Annotated in this window: 14 protein-coding genes; all 14 read left to right on the top strand. The window is 71.1% G+C overall.

Annotated features, from left to right (window positions below; all coding sequences use genetic code 11):
• Nucleotides 1–8: 8 nt before the first annotated feature.
• The 14 genes from LUU90_RS22830 (at nucleotide 9) to LUU90_RS22765 (ending at nucleotide 17,196) form a co-directional block, all read left to right on the top strand.
• A complete protein-coding gene (locus LUU90_RS22830) occupies nucleotides 9–560 on the top strand; it encodes a NuoB/complex I 20 kDa subunit family protein (protein ID WP_275006255.1) in 552 nt (183 codons plus the stop codon).
• On the top strand, nucleotides 557–1,321 hold the full coding sequence (locus tag LUU90_RS22825; RefSeq protein WP_275006254.1) for an NADH-quinone oxidoreductase subunit C: 765 nt from the start codon (nucleotides 557–559) through the stop codon (nucleotides 1,319–1,321). The genes LUU90_RS22830 and LUU90_RS22825 overlap by 4 nt, the downstream gene beginning before the upstream one ends.
• Nucleotides 1,322–1,383: 62 nt before the next feature.
• Nucleotides 1,384–2,685, top strand: coding sequence for an NADH-quinone oxidoreductase subunit D (locus LUU90_RS22820; RefSeq protein WP_425596292.1), 1,302 nt, complete (start codon nucleotides 1,384–1,386; stop codon nucleotides 2,683–2,685).
• Complete coding sequence (gene nuoE, locus LUU90_RS22815; protein ID WP_275006252.1) at nucleotides 2,682–3,500, top strand: NADH-quinone oxidoreductase subunit NuoE; 819 nt, start codon at nucleotides 2,682–2,684, stop codon at nucleotides 3,498–3,500. The genes LUU90_RS22820 and nuoE overlap by 4 nt, the downstream gene beginning before the upstream one ends.
• Complete coding sequence (nuoF, locus tag LUU90_RS22810; RefSeq protein WP_275006251.1) at nucleotides 3,497–4,840, top strand: NADH-quinone oxidoreductase subunit NuoF; 1,344 nt, start codon at nucleotides 3,497–3,499, stop codon at nucleotides 4,838–4,840. Before nuoE ends, nuoF begins: the two co-directional genes overlap by 4 nt.
• Entirely contained in the window at nucleotides 4,840–7,440 is a 2,601-nt protein-coding gene (locus LUU90_RS22805) for an NADH-quinone oxidoreductase subunit G (RefSeq protein ID WP_275006250.1), read from the top strand. Before nuoF ends, LUU90_RS22805 begins: the two co-directional genes overlap by 1 nt.
• The gene (gene nuoH / locus LUU90_RS22800) at nucleotides 7,437–8,735 is read left to right on the top strand and encodes an NADH-quinone oxidoreductase subunit NuoH (RefSeq protein WP_275006249.1); all 1,299 of its coding nucleotides are present in this window, start codon (nucleotides 7,437–7,439) and stop codon (nucleotides 8,733–8,735) included. Before LUU90_RS22805 ends, nuoH begins: the two co-directional genes overlap by 4 nt.
• Before the next feature lie 55 nt (nucleotides 8,736–8,790).
• Nucleotides 8,791–9,618, top strand: coding sequence for an NADH-quinone oxidoreductase subunit NuoI (gene nuoI, locus LUU90_RS22795; RefSeq protein WP_275006301.1), 828 nt, complete (start codon nucleotides 8,791–8,793; stop codon nucleotides 9,616–9,618).
• A complete protein-coding gene (locus tag LUU90_RS22790) occupies nucleotides 9,615–10,460 on the top strand; it encodes an NADH-quinone oxidoreductase subunit J (RefSeq protein WP_275006248.1) in 846 nt (281 codons plus the stop codon). The genes nuoI and LUU90_RS22790 overlap by 4 nt, the downstream gene beginning before the upstream one ends.
• A complete protein-coding gene (gene nuoK / locus LUU90_RS22785; protein WP_116673522.1) occupies nucleotides 10,460–10,759 on the top strand; it encodes an NADH-quinone oxidoreductase subunit NuoK in 300 nt (99 codons plus the stop codon). The genes LUU90_RS22790 and nuoK overlap by 1 nt, the downstream gene beginning before the upstream one ends.
• Before the next feature lie 20 nt (nucleotides 10,760–10,779).
• A complete protein-coding gene (gene nuoL / locus LUU90_RS22780; RefSeq protein WP_275006300.1) occupies nucleotides 10,780–12,705 on the top strand; it encodes an NADH-quinone oxidoreductase subunit L in 1,926 nt (641 codons plus the stop codon).
• Between the two features lie 11 nt (nucleotides 12,706–12,716).
• Entirely contained in the window at nucleotides 12,717–14,300 is a 1,584-nt protein-coding gene (locus LUU90_RS22775) for an NADH-quinone oxidoreductase subunit M (RefSeq protein WP_275006247.1), read from the top strand.
• Nucleotides 14,300–16,111 carry an NADH-quinone oxidoreductase subunit NuoN gene (gene nuoN, locus LUU90_RS22770; protein ID WP_275006246.1) on the top strand — a complete coding sequence of 604 codons (1,812 nt, stop codon included), beginning with the start codon at nucleotides 14,300–14,302 and terminating at the stop codon, nucleotides 16,109–16,111. Before LUU90_RS22775 ends, nuoN begins: the two co-directional genes overlap by 1 nt.
• Complete coding sequence (locus LUU90_RS22765; RefSeq protein ID WP_425596291.1) at nucleotides 16,108–17,196, top strand: polyprenyl synthetase family protein; 1,089 nt, start codon at nucleotides 16,108–16,110, stop codon at nucleotides 17,194–17,196. Before nuoN ends, LUU90_RS22765 begins: the two co-directional genes overlap by 4 nt.
• Nucleotides 17,197–17,219 lie beyond the last annotated feature (23 nt).

Here is a 17,219-nt window from a genome sequence, read left to right as displayed (position 1 = left end):
GAGGGGACATGGGTGTCGAGGAAGCGCCGTCAGGTTTCCTGCTGACGACGATCGAGGATCTCGCCGGGTACCTGCGCAAGGCTTCGGTGTGGCCGGTCACGTTCGGCCTGGCCTGCTGTGCCATCGAGATGATGGCGGCGGGTGCGTCGCGGTTCGACCTGTCGCGGTTCGGCATGGAGGTGTTCCGTGCGTCGCCGCGCCAGGCCGACCTGATGATCGTCGCGGGCCGGGTGAGCCAGAAGATGGCCCCGGTGGTGCGCCAGGTGTACGACCAGATGAGCGAGCCCAAGTGGGTGCTCTCGATGGGTGTCTGCGCGTCGTCCGGCGGGATGTTCAACAACTACGCGATCGTGCAGGGCGTCGACCACGTGATCCCGGTCGACATCTACCTGCCCGGCTGTCCACCGCGGCCGGAGATGCTGATCAACGCGATCCTCGGGCTGCACGACCAGATCCAGAACGCGCCGCTCGGCGTGAACCGGATCGAGGCCGCACGTGCCGCGGAGGCCGCGGCCATGGAGGCCACGCCCACCTTCGAGATGAAGGGTCTGCTGCGATGAGCGACGTCACGCCAGGCGGGGACCAGAAGGTCGCGGCCGGCGCGGTCCAGCCACCCGAGGGCGCCTCCACCCTGGAGATCGTCGAGGTGAAGCGCGGCATGTTCGGCGCCGACGGCTCGGGCGACACGTCCGGCTACGGCGGTCTGATCACCCCGATCGCGATGCCGGCGGCGTCGGCCCGGCCGTACGGGAGCTGGTTCGACCAGGTGGTCGACGTGCTGACCGAGGTGCTGACCGAGGCGGGCGTGCCGCCCGAGGCGGCGATCGAGAAGGTGGTCGTCGACCTGCACGGCGCCGACAGCGCGGAGGCGCAGCAGGCGGAGCTGACGATCGACGTCGCCCGCGAGCACATCGTCGCCGTCTGCCAGGCGCTGCGCGACGACCAGGACCTGCGCTTCGAGCTGTCGCTCGGCGTGAGCGGCGTGCACTACCCGCACGACGCCGGCCGGGAGCTGCACGCGGTCTACCACCTGGCCTCGGTCACGCACTCGCGCCGGCTGCGGCTGGAGGTCGCGGCACCCGACGACGACCCGCACATCCCGTCGACCACGTCCGTGTACCCGTCGAACGACTGGCACGAGCGCGAGACCTTCGACTTCTTCGGCATCGTCTTCGACGGCCACCCCGCCCTGACCCGCATCGAGATGCCGGACGACTGGGTGGGCCACCCGCAGCGCAAGGACTACCCGCTCGGCGGCATCCCCGTCGAGTACAAGGGGGCCACGGTGCCCCCGCCGGACACGAGGAGGAGCTACTCATGAGCGCTCCGACAGACCACCGGCCGCACGCACCGCATGCGACCAGGCCCGCCGGGAACGAGGACATGGCGTCCACGGTGCGCGCCTTCGAGGCGTACGGCGACGGCGACTGGGACGACATCGCGCGCGAGGCGATCGGCGAGGAGCGGATCGTCGTCAACATGGGTCCGCAGCACCCGTCCACGCACGGCGTGCTGCGCTTGATGCTGGAGATCGACGGCGAGACCGTCACCGAGGCCCGCGCCGGCATCGGCTACCTGCACACGGGCATCGAGAAGAACATGGAGTTCCGGACGTGGACGCAGGGCACCACGTTCTGCACCCGCATGGACTACGTGGCGCCCCTGTTCCAGGAGGCCGCGTACTGCCTCGCGGTGGAGAAGCTCCTCGGCGTCACCGACGACGTGCCCGAGCGTGCCTCCGTGATCCGGGTCCTGATGATGGAGCTCAACCGGATCGCCTCCCACCTGGTCTGCCTCGGCACCGGCGGCAACGAGATGGGCGCCACCACCGTGATGACCGTCGGGTTCACCGCTCGTGAGGAGATCCTGCGTCTCTTCGAGGCAGTGACCGGCCTGCGCATGAACCACGCGTACATCCGGCCCGGCGGCGTCGCCATCGACGTGCCCGAAGGGTTCACCACGCAGGCCCGCGCGGCGCTCAAGAACGTGCGCGGCTACCTCAAGCAGCTGAGCGACCTCATGCTCGCCAACCCGATCTTCAAGGCGCGCCTGACCGGGGTCGGCGTGCTCAACCTCTCCGGGTGCATGGCGCTCGCGGTGACCGGCCCGGTGCTGCGTTCCACCGGCCTGCCGTACGACGTCCGCAAGGACAACCCGTACTGCGGTTACGAGACGTACGACTTCGACGTGCCCACCTCGAAGGGCGCCGACTGCTACGACCGCGTGGTGCTCCGCGTCGAGGAGTGCTACCAGTCCCTCAAGATCGTCGAGCAGACCCTGGAGCGGCTCGACCGCACCGAGGGCGAGCCGGTCATGGTGGCCGACAAGAAGATCGCCTGGCCGGCTCAGCTCGCGGTCGGCGGCGACGGCCAGGGCAACTCGCTGGAGCACATCAAGAAGATCATGGGCACCTCCATGGAGGCCCTGATCCACCACTTCAAGCTGGTCACCGAGGGCTTCCGCGTCCCCGTCGGCCAGGCCTGGCAGACCGTGGAGCACCCGCGGGGGGAACTGGGCGTGCACGTCGTGTCCGACGGCGGCACCCGCCCCTACCGCGCGCACTTCCGCGACCCCTCGTTCAACAACCTCCAGGGCGTGTCCGTGATGTGCGAGGGCGGCCAGGTGGCCGACGTCGTCGTCGCCGTCGCGTCGCTGGACCCCGTGCTGGGAGGTGTGGACCGATGACCGCAGATCCGGTAGAGACCGCGACGAGGACCCGCTACGACGCGGACACCCTGGCCGCGCTGACCGCCGACGCCACGGCGATCATGGAGCGCTACCCGAACCCGCGGTCCGGCCTGCTGCCGATGCTGCACCTCGTGCAGTCGATCGACGGCTACGTGAGCCGGGACGGCATCCTGTTCTGCGCCGAGATGCTCGGCATCACCGCCGCGGAGGTCTCGGCGGTCGCCACCTTCTACACCCAGTACAAGCGCCACCCCAACGGCACCTACACCGTCGGCGTGTGCACGAACACGCTGTGCGCGGTGATGGGCGGCGACGCGATCTTCGACGAGCTGAGCGAGCACCTCGGTGTCGGGCACGACGAGACGACCGACGACGGCGCGATCACCCTCGAGCGCGTCGAGTGCAACGCCGCCTGCGACTACGCGCCCGTCGTGATGGTCAACTGGGAGTTCTTCGACAACCAGACGCCCGAGACGGCGACGGCGCTCGCGGACAAGCTGCGCCTCGGCGAGGACGTCGCCCCGACGCGCGGAGCCGCGTCGGTGTGCTCGTTCAAGCAGATGAGCCGGGTCCTGGCCGGGTTCAACGACGGCCGCGCCGACGAGGACGCCGGCACGGGCGAGCCGACGCTCGCCGGCCTGCGGATCGCCCGCGAACGCGGCTGGACGGCGCCGGACGGTCCGGACTCCGAGCCCGACCGGCGGGGCGAGACCATCACGGGCGAGCCCGGGTCGAGCGCGGAGCGCCGGCCCACCACGCCGTCGGACACCCAGGTCGGCAAGGACAAGAAGCCCGGAGAGGACGCGAAGTGACCCTCACACCGGTTCTCACCGACACGTGGGACAAGGACCGCTCGTGGCGCCTGGCGACCTATGAGCGCGCCGGCGGCTACGCAGGCCTCAAGAAGGCGCTGAAGACGGAGCCCGCCGACCTCGTGCAGGCCGTGAAGGACTCCGGCCTCCGCGGCCGCGGCGGCGCAGGCTTCCCCACGGGCATGAAGTGGGGCTTCCTGCCTCCGCCCGACGGCGGCCCGCGCTACCTCGTCGTCAACGCCGACGAGTCCGAGCCGGGTACCTGCAAGGACATCCCGCTCATGCTCGCCAGCCCGCAGCACCTGATCGAGGGCGTGGCGATCACGAGCTACGCGATCGGCTGCGACCACGCGTTCATCTACGTGCGCGGCGAGGTGCTGCACGTCTACCGCCGGCTGCTGAACGCCGTCGAGGAGGCGTACAAGGCGGGCTACCTGGGCAAGAACATCCTGGGCTCGGGCTACAACCTCGACGTCACGGTGCATGCCGGGGCCGGCGCCTACATCTGCGGTGAGGAGACGGCGCTGCTCGACTCGCTCGAGGGCCTGCGGGGCCAGCCGCGGCTCAAGCCGCCGTTCCCGGCCGTCGCCGGCCTGTACGCGCGGCCGACCGTCGTGAACAACGTGGAGTCCATCGCCTCGGTCCCCGCGATCGTCGCCAAGGGCGCCGACTGGTTCTCCTCGATGGGCACCGAGAAGTCGCAGGGCCACGGCCTGTTCTCGCTGTCGGGCCACGTGACACGGCCCGGCCAGTACGAGGCGCCGCTCGGCATCACGCTGCGCGAGCTGCTCGACCTGGCCGGCGGCGTCCGCCAGGGGCACGAGCTGAAGTTCTGGACCCCGGGCGGTTCGTCGACGCCGATCTTCACGGCCGAGCACCTCGACGTCCCGCTCGACTACGAGTCCGTCGGCGCTGCCGGGTCGATGCTCGGCACGCGCGCGCTGCAGATCTTCGACGAGACGGTGTGCGTCGTCCGTGCGGTGTCGCGCTGGACCGACTTCTACGCGCACGAGTCGTGCGGCAAGTGCACACCGTGCCGCGAGGGCACCTACTGGCTCAAGCAGGTGCTGCACCGCATCGAGGCCGGCGAGGGGCAGGACAGCGATCTCGACCTGCTGCTCGACCTGTGCGACAACATCCTCGGCCGAGCGTTCTGCGCCCTGGGTGACGGCGCCACCTCGCCGATCACCTCCAGCGTCCAGCTGTTCCGCGAGGAGTACCAGGCGCACATCGACGGCCACGGCTGCCCGTTCGACCCGAGCGCGTCGGCACTCTTCGCGTACACCCCCAAGACACGGACTCCGGGTGCCCTCGCGGGCGCCGGCGCGGGAGGTCACTGATGACCGTCACCACGAACAACCCCACCAGCGAGGCCGCGCCGGTCGAGCTGGTCACCTTCACGATCGACGGCACGGAGGTCAGCGTCCCCAAGGGCACGCTGATCATCCGGGCCGCCGAGCAGGCGGGGATCCAGATCCCGCGGTTCTGCGACCACCCGCTCCTGGCGCCCGCCGGCGCCTGCCGGCAGTGCCTCGTCGAGGTGTCCATGCCGGACCGGGAGGGCAACGTCCGGCCCATGCCGAAGCCGCAGGCGTCCTGCACGATGACCGTCGCGCCCGGCATGATCGTCAAGACGCAGCACACCTCCGCGGTCGCCGACAAGGCGCAGCAGGGGGTCATGGAGCTGCTGCTCATGAACCACCCGCTGGACTGCCCGGTGTGCGACAAGGGTGGCGAGTGCCCGCTGCAGAACCAGGCGATGTCGAACGGCCGCGCGGACTCGCGGTTCACCGACGTCAAGCGGACGTTCCCCAAGCCGATCGCGCTCTCCACGCAGATCCTGCTCGACCGTGAGCGCTGCGTGCTGTGCCAGCGCTGCACGCGGTTCAGCGAGGAGATCGCCGGGGACGCGTTCATCGCGCTGCAGGACCGCGGCGCGCACCAGCAGATCGGCCGGTTCGACGAGGGTGTGCTCGGGTTCGCGGGCGAGCCCGTCGGCCCGGTGGACCGCCCGGTCGGTGAGGCCACGAACGACACCTCCGGCCGGCCGTTCTCGTCCTACTACTCCGGCAACACCGTGCAGATCTGCCCGGTGGGTGCGCTCACGGGCGCGGGTTACCGGTTCCGCTCGCGGCCGTTCGACCTGGTCAGCACCGAGAGCATCGCCGAGCACGACTCCTGCGGCTCCGCGATCCGCATCGACCACCGCCGCGGCCAGGTGCTGCGCCGGCTGTCGGGCGAGGACCCGGTGGTCAACGAGGAGTGGATCACCGACAAGGACCGCTTCGCCTTCACCTGGCAGTCCGCGGCGGACCGCATCACCACGCCGCTGGTCCGGGAGAACGGCGAGCTCCGCCCGGCCTCCTGGGTCGAGGCGCTGGAGATCGCGGCGGCCGGCCTGACGCAGGCCCGGCAGGCCGGCGGCGTCGGCGTGCTGCCCGGCGGTCGGCTCACCGCCGAGGACGCCTTCGCCTGGTCCCGCTTCGCCCGTACGGCGCTGGGTACCAACGACGTCGACCAGCGGTCTCGCGTGCACTCCGCGGAGGAGGCCGAGTTCCTGGCCCACGTGGTGGCCGGTTCGGGCGTCGGCGTGACGTTCGGCGACCTCGAGCAGGCGCCCGCGGTGCTGCTCGTCGGCCTGGAGGCCGAGGAGGAGGCGGGCATCACGTTCCTGCGGCTGCGCAAGGGCGCCCTGGGTGGCGGGGCGGGTGGCAGGACTGGCGGGACGAAGGTCTTCGCGGTGGCCCCCTACGCGACGCGGGGCCTGACCCGCATGAACGGCACGTTGCTGCCGGCCGCGCCCGGGACCGAGGCCGAGTGGCTGACCAGCCTGACCACCACCCTTCGCGGCGGTCTGTCCCCGGCGGACGCACCGACGTCGGACATCGACACCAGCGCCCTGGCCCAGCCGGGCGCCGTGATCCTCGTGGGCGAGCGCCTCGCCGGGTCGCCCGGTGCGTACGCGGCAGCCCTCGGCCTCGCGGAGGCGACGGGCGCACGTCTCGCGTGGATCCCGCGCCGTGCGGGTGAGCGCGGCGGCGTCGAGGCGGGCCTGCTGCCCGGGCTGCTGCCGGGCGGCCGCCCGGTGGCGGACCCCGCCGCACGCGCCGAGATCGCCCAGGCCTGGGGCGCCGAGGTCCCGGAGACCCCGGGCCGCGACACCGCAGGCATCCTCGCGGCGCTGGCGGACGGCACGCTGGGCGGCGCGATCGTCGGTGGCGTCGAGCTCGCCGACCTGCCCGACCCGGCCGCTGCCCGTGCGGCGCTCGACGCGGCGGGCTTCGTGGTGAGCCTCGAGGTACGTGCCTCCGAGGTGACCGAGCGGGCCGACGTCGTGCTGCCCGTCGCGCCGCCCGTGGAGCGTGCCGGCTCGTACTGGAACTGGGAGGGCCGCGTGCGGTCCTTCGGCGCCGCGCTCGAGTCGAGCGCACTGCCCGACCACCGCGTGCTGCACGTGCTGGCCCAGCACTTCGACGTCGACCTGCAGGCGGCGTCGCCGACCGAGGCGCACCTCTCCATCGCCATGACGCAGCGCAACGCCTGGACCGGTGACCGGCTGACGGTCGAGGCCGGCGCACCGGCCGAGCCGCCCACCATCGGTCCGGGGCAGGCGGTGCTCGCCACCTGGCGGCTCCAGCTCGACGCGGGGCGCGGCCAGGACGGCGAGCAGTTCCTCGCCGGCACGGCGAAGCGGCCGGTGGTCCGCATGTCCGCCGCCACGGCGGCCGGCTTCGGTGCGGCCGACGGCGACCGCGTCGCCGTCAGCACGCAGCGCGGTGCCATCGAGGCGCCCGCCGTGATCACCGACGACATGGTCGACGGCGTGGTGTGGCTGCCGCTCAACAGCGCGGGCTGCCGCGTGCACGACACGCTCGGCGCGGCGGCCGGCGACCTCGTCACCGTCACGGTGGCCGAACGCACGGAAGGAAACGCTCGATGAACCCGGTGATCCTGGCCGCGGCCGCACCCGGCGTGACCGCCGACTTCTCGCAGGAGACCATCTGGGCCTCCATCGTGAAGGCCGTGCTGATCGTGGTGTTCCTCCTGACCAGCGTGCTCTTCGCGATCTGGTTCGAGCGCAAGGTCGTCGCACGCATGCAGGTGCGCCCCGGCCCCAACTGGCACGGGCCGTTCGGCCTGCTGCAGTCGCTCGCGGACGCCATGAAGCTCCTGCTCAAGGAGGACCTGACGGTCACGCGGGCCGACCGGTTCGTGTACCTGCTGGCACCGATGATCTCGGTGTTCTGCTCGCTGCTCGTGTTCGCCGTCATCCCGTTCGGTCCGAGCCTGCCGTTCCCGTGGACGGACTGGACGACGCCGGCGCAGCTCACCGACTTCCCGGTCGCGATCCTGTACGTGCTGGCCGCGGCGTCGCTCGGCGTCTACGGGATCGTGCTGGGCGGGTGGGCCTCCGGCTCCACCTACCCGCTGCTCGGCTCCGTGCGCTCGACGGCTCAGGTGATCAGCTACGAGCTCGCGATGGGCCTGTCGCTGGTGAGCGTGTTCATCATGGCGGGGTCGATGTCGACGTCGCAGATCGTGGACAGCCAGACGCAGATCTGGTGGTTCATCCCGCTCGCTCCCGCGTTCGTGATCTACGTGATCTCGATGATCGGCGAGACCAACCGTCTGCCGTTCGACCTGCCCGAGGCCGAGGGCGAGCTCGTCTCCGGCTACATGACCGAGTACTCGTCGATGAAGTTCGCCTGGTTCTTCCTGGCCGAGTACATCAACATGCTCAACGTCTCCGCCGTCGCCGTCACGCTCTTCCTGGGCGGCTGGCGGGCGCCGGTGCCCGACGGGTTCCTCGGCGGCGCCCTCAACGAGGGCTGGCTGCCCATCCTCTGGTTCCTCGTGAAGCTCTGGGGAGTCATGTTCTTCTTCGTGTGGGTGCGCGGCACGCTGCTGCGCCTGCGCTACGACCAGTTCATGGTGTTCGGCTGGAAGGTCCTCATCCCGGTCGCGCTCGGCTGGGTCGTCGTCCTCGCCGTCGTGCAGTGGCTGCAGCGCATCCAGGGCGTCACCTTCCTGGACTTCATCCCATGGATCGTCGGGGGCGCCATCGTCTTCATAGCGATCATGTGGTTCTGGCCCGAGAAGAAGGAAGCGCCACCGGGCGCGGACGCCGACAAGGAGCCCGTCGACGCCTTCGCCGGCGGGTTCCCGGTGCCGCCGCTGCCCGGCGAGAAGCTGCCCCCGTCCAAGCGGTTCGGAAAGGAGGTCCACGGTGAGTGAGCGTCAGGCGAGTGAGTACCAGCCCCTACGGCCCCAGCCGGGGCCCATCGGGGAGATGTTCGCCCCCGTCGCGGGCTTCGGCGTGACGCTGTCGTCGATGTTCAAGCCCACGGTCACGGAGCAGTACCCGCGCGAGAAGGTGCCTACCCAGCGCCGCTTCCACGGGCGCCACCAGCTCAACCGGTACGCCGACGGGCTGGAGAAGTGCATCGGCTGCGAGCTGTGCGCCTGGGCGTGCCCGGCGGACGCGATCTACGTCGAGGGCGCGTCCAACGCGGCCCTGCCGCAGAACGCAGGCCTGGACGTGAACGCGGACGACTCCCACGGGGCCCACATGAGCCCCGGCGAGCGGTACGGCTCCGTCTATCAGATCAACTATCTGCGCTGCATCTTCTGCGGGCTGTGCATCGAGGCCTGCCCCACGCGTGCGCTGACCATGACCAACGACTTCGAGCTGGCCGGCAAGACGCGCGCCGGCATGATCTACGAGAAGCAGGACCTCCTGGCCCCGCTCTCCGAGGGCATGCTGGCCGCGCCCCACCCGATGGTCGAGGGCACCACGGACACCGACTACTACAGCGGTGACGTGCTGGGCCCGACGGCGGCGCAGGTCGACTGGGTCCGCGAGCAGCGGCCGGACGACCCGACGCTGGACGCCGCCGAGGCAGTGGTCTCGGGCAAGGCCCCGGCGCCCACGCAGAGGCAGCACGAGCTGCGCCCGGACGAGGGCCCCGGCGCGGCCGAGAAGTCCGCCGGTGCGGCGGCCGTCGGTTCCGTGCGGTCCGACGCCGGAGTCGACCCCGCCGAGACCATCGACGCATCGGGCGCGCACACCGGCGCCCACCTCACCGGTGGGTCCCGTGGCACGGAGGTGAACGCGTGACCCCCACCGGCCTCGAGATCTCGGGCGGCGAGACCGTCCTGTTCTGGGTGATCGCCCCGCTCATGGTTCTCGCCGCACTGGGCCTGCTGTTCGTCAAGCGGGCCGTGCACGCGGCAATGTGCCTCGTGTTCGTCATGGTCAGCATGGCGATCCTGTACATCGCGCAGGAGGCGCCGTTCCTCGGCGTCGTCCAGGTCGTGGTGTACACGGGCGCGGTGATGATGCTGTTCCTGTTCGTGCTGATGCTCGTCGGCGTCGACGCGTCGGACTCGCTCACCGAGACCATCCGGGGGCAGCGCTGGATCGGCCTGCTCATCGGCATCGGCCTCGCGGCGGTCCTCGGTGGCGTGGTGGCGAATGCCGCATTCCCGCCGGCCCGCGGCCTGGAGGGCGGGGACCCCGGTGGTGTCGCCAACCCACAGGCCCTGGCCCGCGTGCTGTTCGGCGACTACGTGCTGGCCATGGAGGCCGTCGGCGTGCTGCTCGTGACGGCGGCGGTCGGCGCGCTGGTGCTGACGCACCGGCGCCGGCTCACGCCGAGGAAGACGCAGGAGTCGGTGGCCGAGGCGCGCATCAAGGCACTGCCCGACGGTGTCATCCTCACCCCGCTCCCGTCGCCCGGCGTCTACGCCCGGTCCAACGCGATGGACACGCCGGCGCTCGGCCCGGACGGCGAGCAGGTACCGCAGTCCGTGTCGCGCGTGCTGCGTATCCGCGGGCAGGAGCGGCCCGCGCCGCACGGCCCCGCGGTGGTCGTCTCGACGAGCACGGCCCGCGAGAAGACCGGCTCGACCCGCGGGACGACGGCGAGCGCGACCACCGAGTCGGAGAGGGACGCCTGATGGACATCACCAACTACGTGGTCCTGGCCGCCGTGCTCTTCGCCATCGGTGCGACGACCGTGCTGCTGCGCCGCAACGCGATCGTCGTGTTCATGGGCGTGGAACTCATGCTCAACGCGACCAACCTCGCCTTCGTCACCTTCGCCAGGCTGCACGGCGACCTGACGGGCCAGGTGCTCGCCTTCTTCGTCATGGTCGTCGCCGCCGCTGAGGTCGTCGTCGGCCTCGCCATCATCGTGACGATCTTCCGTACCCGCCGTTCGGCCTCGGTCGACGACGTCAACCTGCTCAAGGGCTGAAGGGTAGAGACGTGAACGACGTGATCGGACTCGCCCCCTGGCTGGTCGGCTTTCCGCTGATCGGCGCAGCGATCCTGCTGCTGGGTGGCAAGGCCACCGACCGCTGGGGCCACTGGCTCGGGGTGCTGGCCTCGGCCGCCTCCGCGGTCATCGGCTTCATCCTGATGTTCCGCATGATCGGCACGCCGGCCGAGGAACGTTCCATCGACCACCACCTGTGGACGTGGTTGTCCGCGGGCGGCCTGGACGTGGACCTCGGCCTCCGGCTGGACCCGCTGTCCCTGACATTCGTGATGCTCGTGACCTTCGTGGGCACGCTCATCCACGTGTACTCGGTGGCCTACATGGACCACGACCCGCACCGGCGCCGGTTCTTCGGCTACCTGAACCTGTTCGTCGCGGCCATGCTGACGCTGGTCCTCGCCGACTCCTATCTCCTGCTCTTCGTGGGCTGGGAGGGTGTGGGTCTCGCGTCCTACCTGCTCATCGGGTTCTGGGACACGGGACGGCCCTCGGCCCGGGAGAACGCGGTGGCGGCGAAGAAGGCATTCGTCATGAACCGCATCGGCGACATGGGCCTCATCGCCGCGATGGCGCTGCTGTTCGCCGGGACCGGAGCCCTCGACTTCGGGACCACCCTGTCCGACGATGCTGTCGGCTCGCTCTCCGAGGCCACCGCCACCGCGATCGGCCTCTGCCTCCTGCTCGCCGCCTGCGGCAAGTCGGCGCAGTTCCCGCTGCAGGCCTGGCTGGGTGACGCGATGGCCGGCCCGACGCCGGTGTCCGCGCTGATCCACGCCGCCACGATGGTCACCGCCGGTGTGTACCTCATGGTGCGCTCCGGCCCGATCCTCGAGGCCGCGCCCACCGCGCAGCTCGTCGTGGTGATCGTGGGAGCCGTGACCCTGCTGTTCGGTGCGGTGGTCGGTACCGCGAAGGATGACATCAAGAAGGCGCTGGCCGCCTCCACGATGTCCCAGATCGGCTACATGATGCTCGCGGCGGGTCTCGGCCCGGCCGGGTACGCGTTCGCGATCTTCCACCTGCTCACGCACGGCTTCTTCAAGGCGGGGCTGTTCCTCGGCGCCGGCTCCGTGATGCACGCGATGGGGGACCAGACCGACATGCGGCGCTTCGGCGGCCTGTCGCGGTTCCTGCCGATCACGTGGATCACCATGGGCCTCGGCTGGCTCGCGATCCTCGGGATCCCGCCGTTCTCCGGCTTCTGGTCGAAGGACGGGATCATCGAGGCAGCCTTCATGCCCGTGGAGGGGCAGCCGTGGCGGGCCTGGGTGTTCGGCTCGGTGGCGGTGCTCGGCGCCGCGATCACGGCCTTCTACATGACCCGCCTCTTCTTCATGACGTTCGGCGGACGCCGCCCGCGCTGGACGGAGAACCAGCACCCGCACGAGAGCTCGCCGCTGATGTGGTGGCCCCTGGTGTTCCTGGGCGTCGGCTCCGCCGCGCTGGGTGCCGTGCTCGGTATCGGCGGCACGTTCGTCACCTGGCTGGAGCCGGTGGTGGGGCACGCCGAGCACCACGAGCCGGTGCTGCCGGTTCCCGTGATCATCACCACCACGCTCGTGGTCGTGGTGCTCGGGGCGCTCCTGGCGTTCCGGATGTACGCGGTCGCCCTCGTGCCGGAGGAGGCGCCGCGCGGCTCCGTCCTCACACGGGCGGCCCGCCGGGACCTGTACCAGGACACCGCCAACGAGACGCTGGTGCTCAAGCCCGCACACGGCGTGGCCCGCCTGGTCCAGGTCGGCGACCGTGACGTCGTCGACCGCGGCTGGAGCGTCCTGCCCCAGGCCGTGTCGTGGTTCGGCGCGGTGTTCCGGAAGGCGCAGAGCGGCTACGTCCGCTCGTACGCGGCGGGCATGGCGGGTGGCGTCCTCGTGATCGCCGTCGTCGTCTGGCTCGTGGTCGGCCTCGGTGGTGCCCAGTGATCGGAGGAGAGATGTTTCCCTGGCTGACCGCGCTCATCGCGTGGCCGCTGGTCGGCGCGGCCCTGGTGGGTCTGAGCGCGCTCGGCCTGTCCCGCACCGGTCCGGCGAGCGCCGGGGTGGGCCTCGCCCGTCCGATCGCGCTCCTGTTCTCGCTGGTCGAGGTGGGCCTGCTCGTGGGCGCGTTCATCGCGTTCGACACGGGCGCAGCTGCCGAGCACCAGCTCGCCGAGACCTACCGGTGGATCCCGCAGATCGGCACCTCGTACGCGGTCGGTGTCGACGGCGTCGGCCTCCTGCTCGTGGCGCTGTCCGTGGTGCTGGTCCCGCTGGTGCTGTTGGCCGCCTGGACGGAGCAGGGCCGGGACGAGGTGCGGCTGCGCAGGTTCGTCGGGCTCGTGCTGCTGCTCCAGGCGTTCATGGTCGCGGTGTTCTGCGCCCGTGACGTGTTCCTGTTCTACGTGCTGTTCGAGGCCATGCTGATCCCGGCCTACTTCCTCATCGGCGGGTTCGGGCAGGGCGCCGGACGGCGCAAGGCTGCCGTCAAGTTCCTGATGTTCAGCCTGGGCGGCGGGCTGATCATGCTCGCCGCGGTGGTCTCGCTGTACTTCCTCGGCATCGCGGCGGGCATCGACCGGAGCCAGGTGTTCCTCGTGGACGAGCTGGCGGCCGTCGACCTGGGCACCACCGCCGAGCGGCTGATGTTCGTCGGGTTCTTCATCGCCTTCGCGATCAAGGCACCGATGGTCCCTGTGCACAGCTGGCTGCCCGACGTCGCGGGTAACGCCACCCCCGGCACGTCGACCCTCCTGATCTGTGTGCTGGACAAGGTCGGCACGTTCGGCATGCTGACGCTGTGCCTGCCGCTGTTCCCGGAGGCGTCCCGCTGGGCCGCACCGCTGGTGATCGCGCTCGCCGTGATCTCGGTGCTCTACGGCGCGATCATGGCGATCATGCAGACCGACCTGCTGCGCCTGGTGGGCTGGACGTCCGTGAGCCACTTCGGGTTCATCATCCTGGGCATCTTCACGTTCACGCCGCTGGGTACGGCCGGGTCGAGCTTCATGATGCTCAACCACGGGCTGGCCACCGGCGCGCTGTTCCTGGTCGCCGGGTTTCTCGTGTCCCGGCACCCGGAGAAGTCGCAGAAGATCGCCGACTACAGCGGTCTGCGGTCGGTCACGCCGGTGCTCGCCGGAACGTTCCTCGTGGCGGGCCTCGCGACGCTGTCGCTGCCCGGCCTGGCCACGTTCGTCAGCGAGATCATGGTGCTGGTCGGCGCGTTCGGCGGGTCGCCCGCGGGCTCCGCCGGCTGGGCGGTCGCCGCGGTGCCGGGTGTGGTGCTCGCGGCGGTCTACGTGCTGCTGACCTACCAGAAGATCTTCACTGGAGCACCGGCGGCCGGGCTCGAGGCCCTGCCCGACCTCAGGCTGCGTGAGCGCGTCGTCGCGGCGCCGCTCGTCGTCGGACTCCTGGTGCTCGGCCTCGTGCCGGGCCTGGCCCTGACCTACGTCGACGCGCCGGCCGAGCAGTCGGTGGCGCTCACGTCGGTCGACGAACCGGCGGACGACGCCGCGCAGACGGGGAGCGACAACTGATGTTCGAGGCACCTGAGATCGACTGGCTCGCTCTCGCACCGCTCATCGTGGTGCTCGGCGCGGGCGTGGTCGGTGTGCTCGTCGAGGCCTTCGTGCCCGCACGGGCCCGCCGCATGACCCAGATCGTGCTGACCCTGGCCGCGCTGGCCGGCGGGTTCGCGTTCATCGCGGTGCTGTGGCCGCAGATCGTGGTCCAGCCCGTGCAGGTGGTCGGCGGCAGCGTGACGCTCACGCCCTTCGCGCTCGGTGCGCAGGGCATCATCGCCGTGCTCGCCTTCCTCGGCGTGCTCGTGGTGGCCGACCGCACGGCCACGGGACAGGACGCGTTCGCGCCCACCGCCTCGGCGGTGCCCGGCACCTCGTACGAGGACCTGGCCCGCCGTTCCGGTCTGGAGCAGACGGAGATCTACCCGCTGCTGCTCTTCGCGGCGGGCGGCATGATGCTGTTCGCCTCCACCGACGACCTCATCGTCATGTTCATCGCGCTGGAGGTGCTCTCGCTCCCGCTGTACGTCCTGTGCGCGACGGCGCGCCGGCGCAGGCTCCTGTCGCAGGAAGCGGCGGCCAAGTACTTCCTGCTGGGCGCGTTCGCCTCGGCGCTGTTCATCTTCGGCGTCGCGCTGATCTACGGGTTCGCGGGATCGGTGCGGTTCTTCGGCGATCCGAGCAGGCCGGGCGTCGGCGTCCTTCCGGCCATCCAGTCCGGTGCCGCGCAGGGGGAGGGCATGAGCGTGCTCCTCGTCGCCGGCGTGCTGCTGGTCGTCGTCGGCCTGCTGTTCAAGGTCGGGGCCGTGCCGTTCCACGCCTGGACGCCCGACGTCTACACCGGCGCGCCCACGCCTATCACGGGCTTCATGGCGGCGTGCACGAAGGTGGCGGCCGTCGCCGCGCTGGTCCAGGTGCTGTACCGGGTCGCGATCGGCGTGCAGACGGTCGATCCGGAGATCATGCGGCAGCTGCAGATGGTCATCGTCGTGGTCGCCGTCCTGACGATGGCCGTCGGCACGATCGTCGGTTCCGTCCAGACCGACGTGAAGCGCCTGCTGGCCTACTCGTCGATCGCGCACGCCGGCTTCCTGCTGGTGGGCGTCGCGGGCTTCAACTCGCAGGTCCAGGCGTCCACGCTCTTCTACCTGCTGGCCTACGGCATCGCCACGATCGGCGCGTTCGGCGTGGTCACGCTGGTCCGGGAGCGTCGGGTCACGCCCGGCTCGGGCGAGCACAACGGCCCGGTGGGCGACGACGGGGTGGTGCTCGGCGAGGCGACGGAGATCGCGCAGTGGGCCGGGCTGGGCCGCAAGGCCCCGTGGCTCACCGCCGCGTTCGCGCTGTTCCTGCTGTCGATGGCGGGCATCCCGCTCACCGCCGGGTTCATCGCCAAGTTCGGCGCGTTCACCGGCGCGGCCTCGGGTGGCCTCTGGTGGCTCGCGGTCCTCGGTGTGCTCGCGTCGGTGGTCGCTGTCGCGTTCTACCTGCGGCTGCTCGTCGTCATGGTGTTCCAGCGGGCGCAGGACGACCCGGCGGAGCCGCTGGTCAAGCTCGCCGAGACGACGCCGGGTGCCGCGCCCGGCGAGGCGGAGGTATCGACCAGCGGTGATGTCTCGACCGGCGCGACCGCCGGTGCCGGCGCGACCGCCACGCTGACCACGGTCCAGGTCACGACCGCGCAGCGCATCGAGGTGACGGTGGTGCGGTCCCGTGGACCGGCCGCCGTGGCCATCGCCGTCTGCGCGGTCGCGACAGTGATTCTCGGCGTTTTCCCGTCCCCGGTTCTCGCTCTGGTGGAACAGGCAAGTAAGTTCGTGCCGTGACCTCCGCACCGCTGCCGCCCCAGACGACGACGGGTACGTCCGCGTCGGCTTCTCCGGCCGCTTCGTCCAACCCGCCCGATCCGACCGCGCTCGGCCTGCCGATCTCCGACCCGGAGCTGGCGGCCCGCCTCGCGGAACGGCTGACGGGGGTCGACGAAGCGCTCCTCGAGGCCGTCGCCAGCACGGACAAGCTGGCCGACGGCGCCTCGCGGCACCTCATCGACGCCGGTGGCAAGCGGTTCCGTCCCCTGCTCACCCTGCTGACGGGTGAGCTGGGCGACGGCGCCGCGCCCGGCGTCGTCGACGCCGCGGTGGTGGTCGAGCTGACGCAGGTCGCCTCGCTGTACCACGACGACGTCATGGACTCCGCGCCGATGCGGCGCGGAGCGCCCGCCGCGCACATGGTGTGGGGCAACTCCGTGGCGATCCTCGTGGGCGACATGCTGTTCGCACGGGCGTCCGCGCGCGTCGCGGAGCTGGGGCCGGAAGCGGTGATCCTGCAGTCCAGGACGTTCGAGCGGATGTGCCTGGGCCAGCTGCACGAGACCATGGGCCCCGACGACGGCGAGGACGCCGTGGCGCACTACCTCCAGGTCCTGTCGGACAAGACGGCGTCGCTGCTCTCGGCGTCGGCCCGGCTGGGTGCGATGCTCGCCGGGGCGCCCAGGGACCAGATCGAGGCGGTGGGCGCCTACGGCGAGAAGGTGGGCGTCGCCTTCCAGCTCGCCGACGACGTGCTCGACGTCGCCTCGTCCGGCGAGACCTCCGGCAAGACGCCGGGGACCGACCTGCGCGAGCACGTGCCGACCATGCCGGTGCTGCTGCTGCGGCAGCACGTCGCGTCCGACGCGGCCACCGACGAGGACCGGGACCTGCTCGCCACGCTCGACGGCGACCTCTCCTCCGACGAGGCGCTGAACGCCGCGCTGGAGCGCCTGCGCGCGCACGCCGTCCTGGCGGAGACGCGAGACCTCGCCGTGCAGTGGGCGCGCGCGGCCTCGGCCGAGCTGGCGCCGCTGCCGGAGGGTCCGGTCAAGGAGTCCCTGGAGCAGTTCGCCCAGGTGCTGGCGGACCGCGCCGCCTGACGGACCGCGTCCGGCGGCGCCGA

Origin of the sequence: Promicromonospora iranensis (assembly GCF_028994775.1) — a bacterium.
GTDB classification, from domain to species: Bacteria; Actinomycetota; Actinomycetes; order Actinomycetales; family Cellulomonadaceae; genus Promicromonospora; species Promicromonospora iranensis_A.
The sequence above is the reverse complement of the archived record's forward strand: the minus strand, read 5'-3'. Positions and strand labels throughout refer to the sequence as shown.

What these genes read in the sequence shown, in the direction of transcription:
- LUU90_RS22805 (WP_275006250.1), top strand. Translation starts at nt 4,840, where the DNA reads ATGACCGTCACCACGAACAACCCCACCAGCGAGGCCGCGCCGGTCGAG.
- nuoN (WP_275006246.1), top strand. Translation starts at nt 14,300, where the DNA reads ATGTTCGAGGCACCTGAGATCGACTGGCTCGCTCTCGCACCGCTCATC.
- nuoE (WP_275006252.1), top strand. Translation starts at nt 2,682, where the DNA reads ATGACCGCAGATCCGGTAGAGACCGCGACGAGGACCCGCTACGACGCG.
- LUU90_RS22825 (WP_275006254.1), top strand. Translation starts at nt 557, where the DNA reads ATGAGCGACGTCACGCCAGGCGGGGACCAGAAGGTCGCGGCCGGCGCG.
- LUU90_RS22775 (WP_275006247.1), top strand. Translation starts at nt 12,717, where the DNA reads ATGTTTCCCTGGCTGACCGCGCTCATCGCGTGGCCGCTGGTCGGCGCG.
- nuoK (WP_116673522.1), top strand. Translation starts at nt 10,460, where the DNA reads ATGGACATCACCAACTACGTGGTCCTGGCCGCCGTGCTCTTCGCCATC.
- LUU90_RS22820 (WP_425596292.1), top strand. Translation starts at nt 1,384, where the DNA reads ATGGCGTCCACGGTGCGCGCCTTCGAGGCGTACGGCGACGGCGACTGG.
- nuoH (WP_275006249.1), top strand. Translation starts at nt 7,437, where the DNA reads ATGAACCCGGTGATCCTGGCCGCGGCCGCACCCGGCGTGACCGCCGAC.
- LUU90_RS22830 (WP_275006255.1), top strand. Translation starts at nt 9, where the DNA reads ATGGGTGTCGAGGAAGCGCCGTCAGGTTTCCTGCTGACGACGATCGAG.
- nuoI (WP_275006301.1), top strand. Translation starts at nt 8,791, where the DNA reads ATGTTCGCCCCCGTCGCGGGCTTCGGCGTGACGCTGTCGTCGATGTTC.